The following is a 16,456-nucleotide window of genomic DNA, read 5'->3' as shown; positions in this document are numbered from 1 at the left end:
TGTAAGCAATTACAGCGCTATCCTTCTTGCTTTGCAAAATTTAACACACACTCTATGCATACAGAAGCCGAATATAAATTTCTTTATTTATAAGCCTCTAGCCAATGTCTGACCAAATGTGATGCAAATGCAAAAAAATATCAAATCTCCACAAAGCCACATGAATCCTAGTCTGAGCCCTCCCTCTCCTTAATCAGCCCCCGAAAAAAGCGCATTGTCAAGTCTAGTTAAACAAAGAAAAATACATTATATTGTGCCGTTCAAAGCAATCACATACCGTATCTTGTGTTTTTTAATGGGAAGACTGAACAATGAATGCAGCAACGAATATTAAAGTAACCAAACGCGACGGACGCTTGGAAAATATCGATTTAGACAAAATCCACCGTGTTGTTACTTGGGCGGCAGAAGGCTTACAAAACGTCTCCGTATCGCAAGTCGAGCTCAAATCACATATTCAGTTTTACAACGGTATCCGTACCGACGATATCCATGAGACCATCATCAAGGCCGCGGCCGACCTGATCTCACAAGATACGCCCGATTATCAATATCTGGCTGCACGCCTCGCCATTTTCCATCTGCGCAAAATTGCTTATGGCGAATTCGAGCCGCCTCACCTCTACGGTCACGTTAAAAAACTGACCGAAGCAGGTAAATACGACCGCCACATCATCGCAGATTACAGCCGCGAAGAATTCGACGAGCTGAATGCCTATATCGACCACAGCCGCGATATGACCTTCTCTTATGCTGCCGTAAAACAGCTGGAAGGCAAATATCTGGTTCAAAACCGCGTTACCCGCCAAATTTATGAAACGCCGCAGTTTTTATACATTTTGGTGGCCATGTGTCTCTTCAGCAAATATCCGAAAGAGACCCGTTTGGATTACGTCAAACGCTTTTACGACGCCGTTTCCACATTCAAAGTATCGCTGCCTACGCCTATCATGAGCGGCGTGCGTACGCCTACCCGTCAATTCTCAAGCTGCGTGTTGATTGAATGCGACGACAGCCTCGACTCCATCAACGCCACCACCAGCGCGATTGTAAAATACGTTTCCCAACGAGCAGGCATCGGCATCAACGCCGGCCGTATCCGCGGCTTGGGCAGCGAAATCCGTGGCGGCGAAGCGCAACACACCGGCTGTATCCCATTCTTCAAAATGTTCCAAGCGGCCGTTAAATCCTGCTCGCAAGGCGGCGTACGCGGCGGCGCGGCAACCTTGTTCTACCCATTGTGGCACATCGAAGCCGAAAGCCTGTTGGTATTGAAAAACAACCGCGGCGTAGAAGACAACCGTATCCGCCAACTGGACTACGGCGTACAAATCAACCGCCTGCTGTACACCCGCTTGATCAAAGGCGGCAACATTACCCTGTTCTCGCCGAATGAAGTTCCAGGTTTATATGATGCCTTCTTCGCCGACCAAGACGAATTCGAGCGCCTCTACACTCAATACGAGCAAGATCCAAACATCCGCAAACGCACTTTACCGGCAACAGAATTGTTCTCCACCCTGATGCAGGAACGTGCCGGTACCGGTCGTATCTACATCCAAAACGTTGACCACTGCAACACGCACAGCCCCTTTGATCCACGCGTTGCGCCCGTGCACCAGTCCAACTTGTGCATGGAAATCGCCCTGCCGACCAAACCTTTGGACAACATCAACGACCCGAACGGCGAAATCGCCTTGTGTACCTTATCCGCCTTCAACTTGGGCGCATTGAACAACTTGGACGAACTGGAAGAGCTTGCCGATTTGACCGTACGCGCACTTGATGCCCTGCTGGATTATCAAGACTATCCGGTTGCTGCAGCACGCACCGCGACCATGAACCGCCGCACACTCGGCATCGGCGTCATCAACTACGCCTACTATCTGGCAAAAAACGGCGTACGTTACAGCGACGACTCCGCCCTCGGCCTGACCCACCGCACCTTTGAAGCCATGCAGTATTACCTGCTCAAAGCATCGGTAAACCTTGCCAAAGAATACGGCGCATGCCCGCTGTTCAACCAAACCGTTTATTCGCAAGGCAAACTGCCTATCGATACCTACAAAAAAGACTTGGATGCCGTGTGCAGCGAGCCTTTGCACTACGACTGGGAAAGCCTGCGCGCCGACATCGTCAAATACGGCCTGCGCAACTCTACCCTGACCGCACTCATGCCGTCTGAAACCAGTTCGCAAATTGCCAACGCCACCAACGGCATCGAGCCGCCACGCGGATTGGTAACGGTCAAAGCATCAAAAGACGGTATTTTGAAACAAGTCGTACCGGAATTTGAAACCCTGAAAGATGCCTACGAAACCCTGTGGCAGCTTCCCGGCAACGAAGGCTACCTGAAACTCGTCGGCGTAATGCAAAAATTCGTCGATCAATCGATTTCCGCCAATACCGCCTACGACCCGAACAAATTTGAAGGCAGCAAAGTTTCCATGAAACAAATGCTCAAAGACCTGCTGACCGCCTATAAATACGGCGTCAAAACCCTGTACTACCACAACACCCGCGATGGCGCAGACGATACGCAGACCGATATTCAAGATGACGGCTGTTCGGGCGGGGCTTGTAAGATTTAAAACAGGCTGATTTTTGAAATATATCCAAGGCTTCTAGATAGTAGAAGGCTTTAAGGATTTTCTTAAATTAAAACCTACTACTATATGAAGCTAAGTTGTTATTTTCCAGAAAAGGAAAAATATGGATGCCATTTGGTCATTCTTAGCTGAATATAAATTTTATGTATTTATTAGTGTTCTTTTAGTCTTCGCTATTTTAGGATGGCACTTTATTGATAAAATTCAACATGTTTCATATGGTGAATTAACAATTAATAGAAAAGTCGACTAATTTTTAAAAAGAGAGACATTATGTCCTGCGAACACCTAACCATGTCATACAGCACCTTTTCCAAAACCAAAAACGACGCGCTGAAAGAGCCGATGTTTTTTGGTCAACCGGTAAATGTCGCCCGTTATGACCAGCAGAAATACGAAGTATTTGAAAAACTGATCGAAAAACAATTGTCTTTCTTCTGGCGTCCGGAAGAAATCGACGTGTCGCGCGACCGTATCGACTACGCCAATCTGCCCGAACATGAAAAACATATTTTCATCAGCAATCTGAAATACCAAACCCTGCTCGATTCTATCCAAGGCCGCAGCCCGAATGTTGCGTTCTTACCTTTGGTGTCGATTCCCGAACTGGAAACTTGGATTGAAACGTGGAGCTTCAGCGAAACCATCCACTCGCGCAGCTATACTCATATCATCCGCAATATCGTTAATGATCCGTCAGTCGTGTTCGATGATATTGTGCAAAACAAATACATCATCGCCCGTGCTGAAGACATTGCCTGCTATTACGATGATTTGATTGAATACACTCAGTATTACAATCTGTTGGGCGAAGGTTCGCACAATATCGGCGGCAAGCTTGTTACCGTATCTTTGCGTGAGTTAAAGAAAAAGCTCTATCTCTGCCTGATGTGCGTCAACGTATTGGAAGCCATCCGCTTCTACGTTTCATTCGCCTGCTCGTTCGCCTTTGCCGAGCGCGAATTGATGGAAGGCAACGCCAAAATCATCAAACTGATTGCCCGTGACGAAGCCCTGCACCTGACCAGCACCCAGCATATGCTCAACCTGATGCGTGCCGGTGCCGATGATCCTGAAATGGCTGAAATTGCGAATGAATTGCAGGACGAGTGTTTCAACCTCTTCAAAAAAGCAGCCGAGCAGGAAAAAGAATGGGCGGCCTATCTGTTTAAAGACGGCTCAATGATTGGCCTGAACAAGGAAATTTTGGCTCAATACGTTGAATACATTACCAATCTGCGTATGCAGGCGGTTGGCCTTCCTGCCGGATTTGAAGGTGCGACCCAAAATCCGATTCCTTGGATCAACGCATGGCTGTCTTCTGACAATGTACAGGTTGCGCCGCAGGAAGTGGAAATTTCTTCTTACTTAATCGGTCAGATTGATTCGGAAGTCAGCGCGGACGATTTGGGCGATTTCGAGCTGTAATCGAACATTCGGTTTTATGATCAAGGCCGTCTGAACGGTGTGGCAGAAATCTTTGATTTCGTCTTTACACCGTTTCAGACGGCCTTTCCAATCCAAATAAATCATATGGCACTCATCAGCACACACGACAAAACCTTCCAACTCCAACAAGGCGAAACCTTATTGGAGGGCTTGGAGCGCACTGGACACGAAGTTGAATACCAATGTCGCAGCGGTTATTGCGGTTCATGCCGGGTTAAAATCTTGGATGGGAAAGTCTCTTATGATAATTTTCCGCTCGCTTTTGTCGCGCCCGGAGAAATTTTGCCGTGCTGCTGCCGAGTTACTGAAGACATCAAACTCGATTGTCGGGAGCGCATCAAAGAGCCGGATTTATTTGATGTCGATTTATTTGAAGACAAATAAAAAATGCCGTCTGAACATTGCGGTCGAAATCTTTGATTTCATTTCCACCGTTCAGACGGCATTTTGTATGGTTAAGCTTATTTACGCTCACCAACCGGCAAAACAGTACGGCCGAAAGATTCGTTGATGACCTCTGCCGCTGCCAAGTAGAACGCACCAAGTGCAGTTACCAAGCCTAAGCAACCGCCGATATGGACGATGCTGTGGTTTTGCATACCGTCGCCAATACCCAAAGCAAAGAAAGTCAGCGTCAAGCAAAAGAAAATACCGCTCAATACTTTAGGCTTGGTCAAGGTAGCCACAAACATCATCAGCGAAAACATACCCCATGCGCAAAGATACCAGCCGATAAATGCCGGGGCTGTTTCACCTTTAAAAAAGATGGTAAACAAAGCCCATGTCCACCAGAAGGCGCCATAGCTGATAAAAGCGGTAAAGCCAAACGTATTGCCTTTCTTGAACTCAAACATACCGGCAATAACTTGGGCGATACCACCAAAGGCGAGAGCCATGCCCAAAACTAAGCCGACACCCTCTTGAGCAGTAAAAAAGCCGCCGTTAATCAGACTGAGCAACCAAGTTGTCAATGCAAAGCCACACAGGCCTACTGGACCTGGGTTCGCTAGGTTTTCTTTAGTAGTAGTCATTTTATTTCTCCTCTGGTTATTAAAATAGGAAACCCATTGTTACCTATTTTATTTAAAATTAAAAGAAATAAATTTAAAAAAATCAGGCTGTCTGAAAAATATTTTTCAGACAGCCCTGAATATTAATAATTAAACTATCCCAAAATTGCCAAGATTTTCCTTAATTCGTTGGCATCAATTTGGCCGGGGGCCGACGTTTTTTGTGCCGCACCAAAGGTAACGGCCGAGCCGAAAGTCGAGCCGGCCAAGCGGCTGACGGCTCCGATTTTACCCATAGACATAGTAATAATCGGGCGGTCGATAATTTGTGAAACATCATATGTTGCCTGCAATAAAGTCAATACATCTTGCGGCGATTGCGGCATCACGGCAATTTTGCAGATATCCGCGCCCCACTCGGCCATTGTTTTCAGACGGCCTGTAATGTCTGTCAAAGACGGCGTGGATTGGAAATCGTGATTACAAAGTAAGGCGGCAGTTTGATACTCATGCGCCAAAGCAATGGTTTGTTTTACGCTGCTTTCCTCGGCAAAAAGCTCGATGTCGATAATATCGGCTTGTTTGGAACGGATGATTTTTTCCAATAATTCAAAATAATAGTCGTCAGAACAAGGCGTATTGCCGCCCTCTTGCGCCCTTCTAAACGTAAACAGTAAGGGCTTGTCAGGAAAAGCCTGTCGAGCGATACCTAATTGTTCGGCAATAAAATCGGCATCAAGCGCTTTTTGGAAAAAATCCGCACGAAATTCAATGATGTCAAAAGCCGTATCTGTTAAGATACGCAAAGCCTGCTTCAATTCCTGCGTATTGGCAGCCACCAGCGGCACGGCAATTTTAGGCAGGCCTTTGCCGATCTCGATATTCTTAATGATGACAGGTTTCATATTGTTCCTTTTTGCTGTTCAAGCCAATCAGTGCAGATGCTCGTAAATGGTTTCCGCCAAGGCTTTGCTGATGCCTTCAACTTTTTCCAAGTCCTCACGGCTGGCCGCAATCACGCCGCGTAAACCGCCAAATCGGGTAAGCAATGCTTGGCGGCGTTTGCTGCCGATACCGGGGATTTCGCTGAGTGAGGAAGTAACGCGTGCTTTGTCGCGTTTTTTGCGGTGGCCTGTAATCGCAAAGCGGTGCGACTCATCCCGTACAGTTTGCAATAAATGCAAGGCCGGGCTGTTGGGCGGCAGGCGGAAGACTTCGCCGGTAAAAGGCAGTATGAGTTCTTCCATACCGGCTTTGCGCTCGGGGCCTTTGGCGATACCGACCAAAGGAATATGCAGCCCGAGTTCTTCCCATACCGATACGGCTACACCGATTTGCCCTTTGCCGCCGTCAATCAACACGACATCCGGCCATTTGACGCTTTCGCCGTTGGCTTCGGCTTCCTGCATTTTGCCGTAACGGCGCGTCAACACTTCGCGCATGGCGGCGTAGTCGTCGCCGGGCTTGGCAGTCGTGATGTTGTAGCGGCGGTATTGCGAAGGCTGGATGTTTTGCTCATCGTACACAACGCAGGACGCAATAGTGGCCTCGCCTTGTGTGTGGCTGATATCGAAACATTCAAGGCGGTTGAGGCCGTCTGAATCCATGCCGAGGATTTTGGCCAGTTCATCAATGCGGTGTTGCTGGCTGCTTTGTTGCAGGCGGCGTTGAGCAATCGCCATTTGCGCGTTTTGTTCCGCCATTTTCAACCAGACTTTGCGTTCGCCTATGGTTTTGGTGACAAACTGCATCTGCTTGCCGTGTTCGCCCTCCAAAGCCTCTTTCAGCGCATCGGGAACGGGAAAGTTGCTAATAATGATGTCGGGTTTGCTTTTGCCCAAATAATGTTGGGCTACGAAGGCTTCGGCGTAATCTTGTCCATTTGGCTCGGGATCGTTTTTGGTGTCGGGGAAAAAGCTTTTATCGCCGACGTGCCGGCCACCGCGGATGCTGACCCAGTGTACGCAAACCAGGCCGTCTGAAACTGCCAGCGCGAGCAAATCGATATCGTTTGGATTGTTCGGATTTTTGCTGTCGATAAACTGATTACTCTGCATGATGCCGAGCGCTTGAATTTGATCGCGGTAACGGGCGGCTTCTTCAAATTGCAGATTAGCGGCGGCGGTTTGCATTTTGTGTTGCAAGGTACGCGTCAGTTCGTCGGTTTTGCCATTAAGGAAAGTCGCGGCTTCGCGCACGCTGTCGCGATAATCTTCTTCGCTGATGTGGCCGACACAAGGCGCGGTGCAGCGTTTGATTTGGTAAAGCAGACAAGGACGGTCGCGGTGCTCGAATACGCTGTCTTCGCAGGTACGCAGCATAAAGACTTTTTGCAATACTTGAATGCTGTCGCGCACGGCGTTGCTGTTGGGATACGGGCCGAAATATTGATTTGGCTTTTTCAGTGTGCCGCGGTAATACGCCATTTGCGGATATTGATGGCCGCTGAGCATCAAATAAGGATAACTTTTGTCATCACGGAAAAGGATATTGTATTTCGGCGATAAGGCTTTGATGAAGTTGTTTTCGAGAATCAGGGCTTCGGCTTCGGAACGCGTGATGGTGGTTTCGATATGGTGAATCTGTTTTACCATCAATGCGATGCGCGGCGAATGGTCGCTTTTTTGGAAATAGCTGGAAACGCGCCGCTTGAGATTGACCGCTTTGCCGACATACAAAACATTATTGTCTTCGTCAAAAAAACGGTACACGCCCGGCAGATTGGGTAGATTTTTCAGAAAAAGAGGTAAATCGAACGGTTCGGTTGCGCTCACGGGATTTTCTTTTGGAATAAGCAGGCCGTCTGAAAACTTTTCAGACGGCCTTTTTCATTGACGTTTAAGATTCTTGAGACGGAGTATCTTCAGTTTCTACCACTTGGTTTTCAGCTGCATCGGTTTCTAAAGGGGCTTCATCTTCAGCCTCTTCGGCCACACGCTCCAAGCTGACCAAGGTTTCGCCTTCGTCCAGATTAATCAGGCGGACACCTGCGGCAGCACGGCCGGTCTCGCGGATTTGTTCAACTTTGGTACGAATCAGGACGCCGCCGCTGGTAATCAGCATCAGGTCGTCGGTTTCGCTTACCAAAGTTGCGGCAACCAAATCGCCGTTGCGCTCTCCGGTATTGATGGCAATATTGCCTTGACCGCCTTTGTTTTTACGGCTGTAATCAGCAATCGGGGTACGTTTACCATAGCCGTTGGCGGTAGCGGTCAATACTTGCAAATCGCTTTGCTCGGCTTCAGGGGCGAAGGTAATCAGGCTGACAATCTTGCCATCGGCCGGCAGGCGCATACCGCGCAAACCGCCACTACCGCGACCGGACGGACGGACACCGTGTTTGCCGCTTGGCAATGCGTTTTCGGCATTTTCATCATCCAGGCCGTCTGAATCTTCGTTTTCGATTTCGATATCGGCATCTTCTGCTTCATCGTTACCGGATTTTTCCCAATATTCGTTAAAGCGGATGGCTTTGCCCAAGTTGGAGAACAGCATAATGTCGTCCGCACCGCCGGTTTGCGCTGCGCCGACCAAGTAATCGCCTTCTTTAAGCGCAATGGCTTTGATGCCTTGGCTACGAACGTTTTTAAATGCAGACAGCTGGACTTTTTTCACCATGCCTTGTGCAGTGGCGAAGAAAACGTATTGGTCTTCCGGGAACTCGCGGACGGCCAAGATGGCGCTGACTTTTTCGCCTTCTTCCAATTGGATAACGTTGTTGATCGGACGACCGCGGCTGTTGCGGCCGCCTTCCGGCAGTTTGTACACTTTAATCCAATGGCACTTGCCCAAATTGGTAAAGCACATCAAATAATCATGCGTGTTGGCAACAAACAGGGTTTCGATGAAGTCTTCGTCTTTGGTTGCCGCTGCCTGTTTGCCACGACCACCGCGACGTTGCGCCTGATAATCGGTTGTCGGCTGGGTTTTGATGTAGCCGCCATGAGTCAGGGTAACGACCATTTCGCGTTGCGGAATCAGGTCTTCATCGGCAATATCGCCGCCAAACGGATTGATTTCGCTGCGACGCTCATCGCCAAAGTTGGCTTTAATGTCTGCCAATTCTTCGCGGATGATTTGGGTAACGCGCTCTGGTTTGGAAAGAATATCCACAAAATCAATGATTTTGCTCATCAGGTTTTTATATTCGCCGACAATTTCTTCCTGATCGAGGCCGGTCAGGTTACGCAGGCTCATGCGCAGGATGGCATCGGCTTGCAATTCGCTCAGATAATAGCCTTGGCTGTGCAGGCCCAAATTCTCTGGCAAGCCTTCAGGGCGCATCATGTGCAGGTCTAAATCCGTGCGGCTGAGCATGTCTTCAACCAAGCTGCTGCGCCATGGGCGGGACAGCAGTTTTTCTTTGGCTTCCGGCGCATTGGCAGATTCTTTAATCAGACGGATGATTTCGTCGATATTGGACAAGGCCACCGCTTTACCTTCGGCAATATGGCCTTCATGACGCGCTTTTTTCAGGCGGAACAAAGTACGACGGGTAACGACTTCGCGACGGTGGCGCAGGAACTCGGACAGGATTTGTTTCAGGTTCAGCAAACGCGGTTGGCCGTCAACCAGGGCCACCATGTTGATACCGAAGCTGTCTTGCAGCTGGGTCAGTTTGTAGAGTTGGTTCAAAACGACTTCGGCATTTTCATTGCGTTTCAATTCAATCACGACACGCATACCGGATTTGTCGGACTCATCGCGCAGGTCAGATACGCCTTCCAACGTTTTTTCGCGTACCAACTCGCCAATTTTCTCAACCAGCTTGGCTTTGTTTACTTGATATGGGATTTCATCGATAACGATGGCTTCGCGTTCACCGTTTTTGCCGATAGGCTCAATATGGGTTTTACCGCGCATTACCACGCGGCCACGGCCGGTTTTATAGCCTTCGCGCACGCCACTTAAGCCGTAAATAGTCGCACCTGTTGGGAAATCGGGCGCTTGGATGATATTGATCAGCTCGTCGATTTCAGTTTCAGGCTCATCCAACAAACGCAGGCAGGCATTGATGGTATCGCCCAAATTGTGTGGCGGAATATTGGTTGCCATACCGACGGCAATACCAGACGAACCATTGACCAACAGCGCAGGGAAACGGGTCGGCAATACCAGCGGCTCATGTTCGCTGCCGTCATAGTTGGGGCCGAAGTTGACGGTTTCTTCTTCAATATCCGCCAGCATTTCATGGGAAATTTTTTCCATGCGGATTTCGGTATAACGCATGGCTGCTGCTGCCAAGCCGTCGACAGAACCGAAGTTGCCCTGACCGTCGATCAACACATAACGCATGGAGAAGTCTTGCGCCATGCGGACGATGGTGTCGTAAACGGCTATATCGCCGTGGGGGTGGTATTTACCGATAACGTCGCCGACGATACGCGCCGATTTTTTATAGGCGGAATTCCAGTTGTTTTTCAACTCGTGCATCGCGTACAACACGCGGCGGTGTACCGGCTTGAGACCGTCGCGGACATCCGGCAGGGCTCGCCCCACAATTACGCTCATGGCGTAATCGAGGTAGCTCTTGCGCATTTCGTCTTCAAGGCTGACAGGCAGGGTTTCAAGTGCAAATTTATGGTCGTTGCGGATGGTTGCGTCGGTCATGATTATCTGTAATTTCGTATGGCAAAAATCTTGTTGATTCTACCACAAAACAAGCGGTTTATGGCTTTTGCGTGAAGGCCGTCTGAAACAGGATTTCAGACGGCCTTCATTATTTAATAAATTCAATTTAGTTGCAGCCAGAATCTTCGTTCGCAGCCTGCAGACTCAACTCTTTACGCTTTTTAGCCCTTTCATAACGGCAACGTTGGCGCGGTGTATTGATTTCCAAAGGCGGTACAGGAACCGGCTTACCGTCTTCAACGGCAACCATGGTGAAGTAGCAGCTGTTGGTATGACGCACTTTGCCGGTGTGGATGTTTTGCGCCTCAACCCGAATACCGACTTCCATAGAAGTGCGGCCTGTGTAGTTGATACTGGCGTAAAAGGTTACCAGTTCGCCGACATGAATAGGCTCTTTAAACAATACTTTATCAACAGACAGAGTAACGCAATAGGTACCGCTGTAACGGCAGGCGCAGGAATATGCCACTTGGTCGAGCAGGCGCAAAAGATCGCCACCATGGACATTGCCGCTAAAGTTTGCCGTATAAGGCATCATCAGCTCGGACATGATCAGTTCATGGGAAGGAAGTTGGCGTTCCGGTTTCATCGTTTATTCTCCTTTTGATATTTATTTTTAAATTGTCTGAAAACTTCAGACTGCACGTGTGCAAAATTATTCTACCGTTTTTAATCGTTGAATTTCAACCCCTTGCCTACCCGTTTACAGCCATTTTCTACGTGAGAAGAAAATCAGCAGTCCGATGATAATGCACAGCATCACACCCAAAACCATGAAATAGCCGTAATGCCAATGTAGCTCGGGCATATTGTCGAAGTTCATGCCGTAGATGCCGGTGATGACGGTCAGCGGCATAAAGATGATGGTAATAACCGTCAACACGCGCATTTGCTGGTTCATGCGGTTGGATTGGAAGGAAAGATAAATGTCCATCATGCTCAACACCATATCACGCGAGGCATCAAGCGATTCGATAAGCTGCATATTGTGGTCGTACACGTCGCGCAGATAGACGGTCGATTCGCCTTTGAAAATGGCAAAATCGCCGCGTACGGCCAGTTGGTAAAACACATCGCGCAATGGCAAAAGCGTGCGCCGCAGACGGACGGCATCGCGCTTGAGGCGGTGAATCTTACTGAGAATATCGCTGTTTTCATTTTTAAACAGGGACTTGTCTATTGCTTCGACACGGTTGTTGTACGATTCCAAAACGATGAAATAGTCGTCCACAATACGGTCAAGCAGGCAATAAGCAAGAAACGCCGTATTTTTGTTCAAAATATTGTGCGGATTTTCATGCATCTGCCGGCGGAGATGGCTGAACAAGCCCAGCGGTTTTTGTTGGAAAGACAACACAAAATCTTTGCCGATAATCACATACACTTGGTCGGAATGGAGCTTGCCTGTGGTGGTGTAATGGTAAACCTGTGCGGCAGTAAACACATAGTTGCCGTAGTCTTCGATTTTCGGGCGCTGCTTGCGGCTGAGAATGTCTTCAATAACCAGCTCATGGATGCCGTAAGGCTCAAGCGCGTGTTTGAGCAAAGCAGCATCATTGATGCCGACAAAATGCAGCCAGTTGATTTGGCCTTCTTGCGGGCGTGCAATATCGGGCAAAGCCTTTCCGGCAAGATAATCATGCTGAACAAAGGTATCGGCGGAATATAAGGTTTGGTGGATGGCAGAACGCGGCGCATTGTCCGTGTTGCTGCGCTGCATGGCCTGCTCTTGCAGATTGTCGTTTGTCTCAACAGGATTGGCTGGTTTATTCATAAAAAGAAATCACGTTTATTGGTTTGAATGGATTGTACAGACATAAAAGGCCGTCTGAAAACTGATTTTCAGACGGCCTGACAATATCTATCAACGCTTTATTAGGCTTGAGGCGCGGTTTTCTCCAGCTCCAATGCAGCGGCAAGCAAGGACAGGCGCGCCATTACGCCATAAACGTATAGACGGTTGTGTTCGTTGTCCACGTCGCAGTCTTTTTCGGAGCGTGGCATGCCGAGCGAGTCCCATTGTTCAAATACGCGCTTGCAGGCTTCGGGCGCTTCTTGGGAATTGTCGCCACTGCCGGTGGGAATGCTGTTGGACAGCGGGACGAATACCATGCCGCCGGCGTTAAGGTTTTCGTCTGCGCCGCGCCCTTCGTGTACGCGGAAGAAGCCGCCGATAACGAAACGGTCCATCATATAAACGACAGGTTCACACACGGCGCCGTTCATGGTTTCGTAGGTATAAATACCTTCTTGGACAATGACTTCGCTGACTTCCAAACCTTCTTTGACTTTCGCCATTTTATTGCGGTTTTTACGGTTCAAGCCGCGCACTTCATCCGCAGATTTAACGCTCATCACGCCCATGCCATAAGTACCTGCGTCGGCTTTCACAATAACGAAAGGCTGGTCGGTAATGCCCAATTCATCGTATTTGGCTTGAATTTTCGCCAATACGCGCTCTACCGCGCCTGCCAACGCATCCTCACCTTCACGCTCTTGGAAATCCAAACCGCTGATTTTTTCAAAATAAGGATTGATTTGCCATTCGTCGATGTCAATCAACTTGGCAAAGTCGGCTGCAACTTGGTTGTACGCGCCGAAGTGTTCGGTTTTACGGCGAGTCGTCCAACCGCCGTGCAATGGCGGCAATACGGTTTGGCTGATGTCTTTAAGGATTTCAGGGATGCCCGCAGACAAGTCATTATTCAACAAAACAACGCAAGGCGAGAAGCCGTCTGCGAGATGTACACGCTCACGGGTACGCAATAAAGGCTCAAGCAAAATTTTGTCGCCCAACGCGGTTTCAAACTCGGTTGGCTCAGTCACTTCAGGATTCAAGCTGCCCAAGCGCACTTCGTATCCTGCCGAACGCAAAATCTCGCTGAGTGCGTAAACGTTTTGCAGATAGAATGTGTTGCGTGTGTGGTTTTCAGGAATAATCAATACGGATTTGGCCGTTTCACATGCGCGCTGTACCGCATCTTGCGCGGCAACCGCCGCCAGCGGGATAAAGTTGGGATTTAAATTATTGAAGCCGCCCGGAAACAGGTTCATATCGATAGATGAAATTTTGTAACCGGCATTACGGATGTCAACCGAACCATAAAATGGCGGACGGTGTTCGTTCCATTGCGAACGGAACCATGCTTCGATTTTGGCATGATTGGCAAGGACTTTTTTCTCAAATTTCCGTAATTGAGTCAGATGCTCAGGAGCCATTACCGGTAATTTCATTTTCTATACCTCTTGGTAAGTGTGGATGTTGAGTGAGAATGATAGAACTTTTTAGTACATTTCGACAAGCATTCTTTCAGATAAGATGAATCTTTTTGTCAACAATTCTACAATTTGTCTAATTTTTGACAAGTGTTTTTGAAACTTTACAACAAATTTTAAAAATTGGACAAATTCCTATTGCGCAGCCCCTATAAAAAGCCTAAAATCCGCCCATAAACGCAAACCATCATTCATACCTACCAATAGCAAAGAATACTCATCATGAGCGCACAAACCCTTTACGATAAACTTTGGAACAGCCACGTCGTCCGCGAAGAAGAAGACGGCACTGTCCTGCTTTACATCGACCGCCACCTGGTTCACGAAGTAACCAGCCCGCAAGCATTTGAAGGCTTGAAAATGGCCGGCCGCAAACTCTGGCGTATCGACAGCGTGGTCTCCACAGCCGACCACAACACTCCGACCGGCGACTGGGACAAAGGTATCCAAGACCCGATTTCCAAGCTGCAAGTCGATACCTTGGACAAAAACATTAAAGAGTTTGGCGCACTCGCCTACTTCCCGTTTATGGATAAAGGCCAAGGCATCGTACACGTTATGGGCCCGGAACAAGGCGCTACCCTGCCCGGCATGACCGTTGTCTGCGGCGACTCGCACACTTCTACCCATGGCGCATTCGGCGCATTGGCGCACGGTATCGGTACTTCCGAAGTCGAGCACACCATGGCGACCCAGTGCATTACCGCAAAAAAATCCAAATCCATGCTGATTGCCGTTGAAGGCCGTCTGAAACCCGGCGTTACCGCCAAAGACGTAGCGCTTTATATCATCGGTCAAATTGGTACGGCCGGCGGCACAGGCTACGCCATTGAATTTGGTGGCGAAGCCATCCGCAGCCTTTCTATGGAAGGCCGCATGACCTTGTGCAATATGGCGATTGAAGCCGGTGCGCGCTCAGGCATGGTTGCCGTCGACCAAACCACCATCGACTATGTAAAAGGCAAACCTTTCGCACCTAAAGGCGAAGCATGGGACAAAGCCGTCGAATACTGGCGCACGCTGGTGTCTGACGAAGGTGCCGTATTTGATAAAGAATACCACTTCAAAGCCGAAGACATCGAGCCTCAAGTAACTTGGGGCACCTCGCCTGAAATGGTTTTAGACATCAGCGGCAAAGTGCCTAATCCTGCCGAAGAAGCCGATCCGGTCAAACGCAGCGGCATGGAACGCGCCCTTGAATACATGGGCTTGGAAGCCGGTACGCCATTAAACGAAATCCCTGTCGATATCGTCTTTATCGGTTCTTGCACCAACAGCCGTATTGAAGACTTACGCGAAGCTGCCGCTATCGCCAAAGGCCGCAAAAAAGCGGACAATGTACAACGCGTATTGATTGTCCCTGGCTCCGGTTTGGTTAAAGAGCAGGCAGAAAAAGAAGGCTTGCACGAAGTATTTATCGAAGCCGGTTTTGAATGGCGCGAGCCGGGCTGCTCAATGTGCCTCGCCATGAATGCCGACCGCTTGACCCCGGGACAACGTTGCGCCTCTACTTCCAACCGTAACTTTGAAGGCCGTCAAGGCAACGGCGGACGCACCCACCTCGTCAGCCCTGCCATGGCAGCCGCAGCCGCGGTTACCGGCCACTTTACCGACATCCGCACTATGGCTTAAAGTATTTTCAGACGGCCTTTATTCATCAGGCCGTCTGAAACAATACCTTGCTCAAGCAAGTTTTCTTATTATATTGCGAAAAACGTCCGAAAACCTTCTTAATCATTGATAACTTGAAAGGAATCTAGTATGAAAAAACTGTTTGCATTGGCTGCCGCAGCCCTTATCCTGTCAGCTTGTTCCAGCACTTGGTCCGGCGCAAAAGACGATACCAACCGCAATTGGGACAAAACCAAAGAGACTGCCGAGCGCGTAGCCGATAAAACCGGAGAAGCCGTTAAAAAAGGCGGTAATGCCGTAGGTCGCGGTATGAGCCATGTTGGAGAAAAAATCGAAGCAGCTACCGAATAATTCGGTAAGGTGGGCCGTCTGAGCCTCCTGAATCCGTTTCAGACGGCCTGTTTCCCTACTATTCAGACATCCTAAGATTCCCAGTGAAAGAAGAAGCAATGAGTAATCCGTCAAGCTGGTTCGGCATCCATGCTCAAGATTTGGATCGCGCCAAGGCCTTTTACGAATCCGTATTTGACAAGCCCTTGCAAGACGTTGGCGGCAACGGATTCCGTTTCATCATTTTTCCGGCCGATTACACACAACACGGCACGGCGGGCATGATTTGGCATGACAGCAATGCCCAACCCGGCCACGGTGGAACGACCATTTTCTTCAATTGCCCGGATTGTGCCGAAACCGCAGAAAAAGCCGTTGCAGCAGGCGGCAAGCTTTTACAAGAAAAATTCCGCATTGCCAACGGCTTTGCCGCATTTATCGAAGATACAGAAGGCAACCGAATCGGTTTGCACAGCACACGCTAACCCGAATAGCCATAAAATTTCCCATTATTACTAT

At 48.9% G+C, this 16,456-nt stretch carries 13 protein-coding genes; 6 read left to right on the top strand and 7 right to left on the bottom strand.

The features are described 5' to 3' along the window. Nucleotides 1-311 precede the first annotated feature (311 nt). From nrdA to yfaE, 3 genes are all read left to right on the top strand, one after another. Nucleotides 312-2,591 carry a class 1a ribonucleoside-diphosphate reductase subunit alpha gene (nrdA, locus tag KCG54_RS05175; RefSeq protein ID WP_254324858.1) on the top strand — a complete coding sequence of 760 codons (2,280 nt, stop codon included), beginning with the start codon at nt 312-314 and terminating at the stop codon, nt 2,589-2,591. Nucleotides 2,592-2,903: 312 nt separating this feature from the next. Next, nucleotides 2,904-4,037, top strand: coding sequence for a class Ia ribonucleoside-diphosphate reductase subunit beta (gene nrdB / locus KCG54_RS05170; RefSeq protein WP_049331034.1), 1,134 nt, complete (start codon nt 2,904-2,906; stop codon nt 4,035-4,037). 105 nt (nt 4,038-4,142) lie between these two features. Beyond that, entirely contained in the window at nt 4,143-4,442 is a 300-nt protein-coding gene (gene yfaE / locus KCG54_RS05165) for a class I ribonucleotide reductase maintenance protein YfaE (protein WP_003686421.1), read from the top strand. Nucleotides 4,443-4,519: 77 nt separating this feature from the next. Here the strand turns inward: yfaE and KCG54_RS05160 are convergent, their stop codons facing one another. The 7 genes from KCG54_RS05160 to gshA form a co-directional block, all read right to left on the bottom strand. Further along, a complete protein-coding gene (locus KCG54_RS05160; protein WP_204787980.1) occupies nt 4,520-5,089 on the bottom strand; it encodes an acetate uptake transporter in 570 nt (189 codons plus the stop codon). A gap of 134 nt (nt 5,090-5,223) precedes the next feature. Beyond that, nucleotides 5,224-5,973: a type I 3-dehydroquinate dehydratase gene (aroD, locus tag KCG54_RS05155; protein WP_254324857.1), complete on the bottom strand. Its 750-nt coding sequence runs from the start codon at nt 5,971-5,973 to the stop codon at nt 5,224-5,226. A 27-nt stretch (nt 5,974-6,000) separates the two neighbouring features. Then, a complete protein-coding gene (gene uvrC, locus KCG54_RS05150) occupies nt 6,001-7,842 on the bottom strand; it encodes an excinuclease ABC subunit UvrC (RefSeq protein WP_254324856.1) in 1,842 nt (613 codons plus the stop codon). Between the two features lie 64 nt (nt 7,843-7,906). After that, the gene (gyrA, locus tag KCG54_RS05145) at nt 7,907-10,678 is read right to left on the bottom strand and encodes a DNA gyrase subunit A (protein WP_254324855.1); all 2,772 of its coding nucleotides are present in this window, start codon (nt 10,676-10,678) and stop codon (nt 7,907-7,909) included. 127 nt (nt 10,679-10,805) lie between these two features. Continuing rightward, nucleotides 10,806-11,288: an acyl-CoA thioesterase gene (locus KCG54_RS05140; RefSeq protein ID WP_036490948.1), complete on the bottom strand. Its 483-nt coding sequence runs from the start codon at nt 11,286-11,288 to the stop codon at nt 10,806-10,808. Between the two features lie 114 nt (nt 11,289-11,402). Then, nucleotides 11,403-12,473, bottom strand: a complete 1,071-nt coding sequence (corA, locus tag KCG54_RS05135; RefSeq protein WP_254324854.1) for a magnesium/cobalt transporter CorA — start codon at nt 12,471-12,473, stop codon at nt 11,403-11,405. Between the two features lie 101 nt (nt 12,474-12,574). Continuing rightward, nucleotides 12,575-13,933: a glutamate--cysteine ligase gene (gene gshA, locus KCG54_RS05130; RefSeq protein WP_254324853.1), complete on the bottom strand. Its 1,359-nt coding sequence runs from the start codon at nt 13,931-13,933 to the stop codon at nt 12,575-12,577. Between the two features lie 264 nt (nt 13,934-14,197). Between gshA and leuC the strand changes: the two genes are divergently transcribed. From leuC to KCG54_RS05115, 3 genes are all read left to right on the top strand, one after another. Next, nucleotides 14,198-15,607 (top strand): 3-isopropylmalate dehydratase large subunit, encoded by a 1,410-nt coding sequence (gene leuC / locus KCG54_RS05125; protein ID WP_004520350.1) that lies wholly within the window; start codon nt 14,198-14,200, stop codon nt 15,605-15,607. Nucleotides 15,608-15,736: 129 nt separating this feature from the next. Beyond that, the gene (locus KCG54_RS05120; RefSeq protein ID WP_004520349.1) at nt 15,737-15,958 is read left to right on the top strand and encodes a hypothetical protein; all 222 of its coding nucleotides are present in this window, start codon (nt 15,737-15,739) and stop codon (nt 15,956-15,958) included. A gap of 98 nt (nt 15,959-16,056) precedes the next feature. Beyond that, the gene (locus KCG54_RS05115; protein ID WP_049349466.1) at nt 16,057-16,422 is read left to right on the top strand and encodes a VOC family protein; all 366 of its coding nucleotides are present in this window, start codon (nt 16,057-16,059) and stop codon (nt 16,420-16,422) included. Nucleotides 16,423-16,456: the final 34 nt, after the last annotated feature.

This window comes from Neisseria subflava, from assembly GCF_024205705.1.
Lineage (GTDB): Bacteria > Pseudomonadota > Gammaproteobacteria > Burkholderiales > Neisseriaceae > Neisseria > Neisseria subflava_D.
This window is presented reverse-complemented; position numbering and strand designations above follow the sequence as displayed.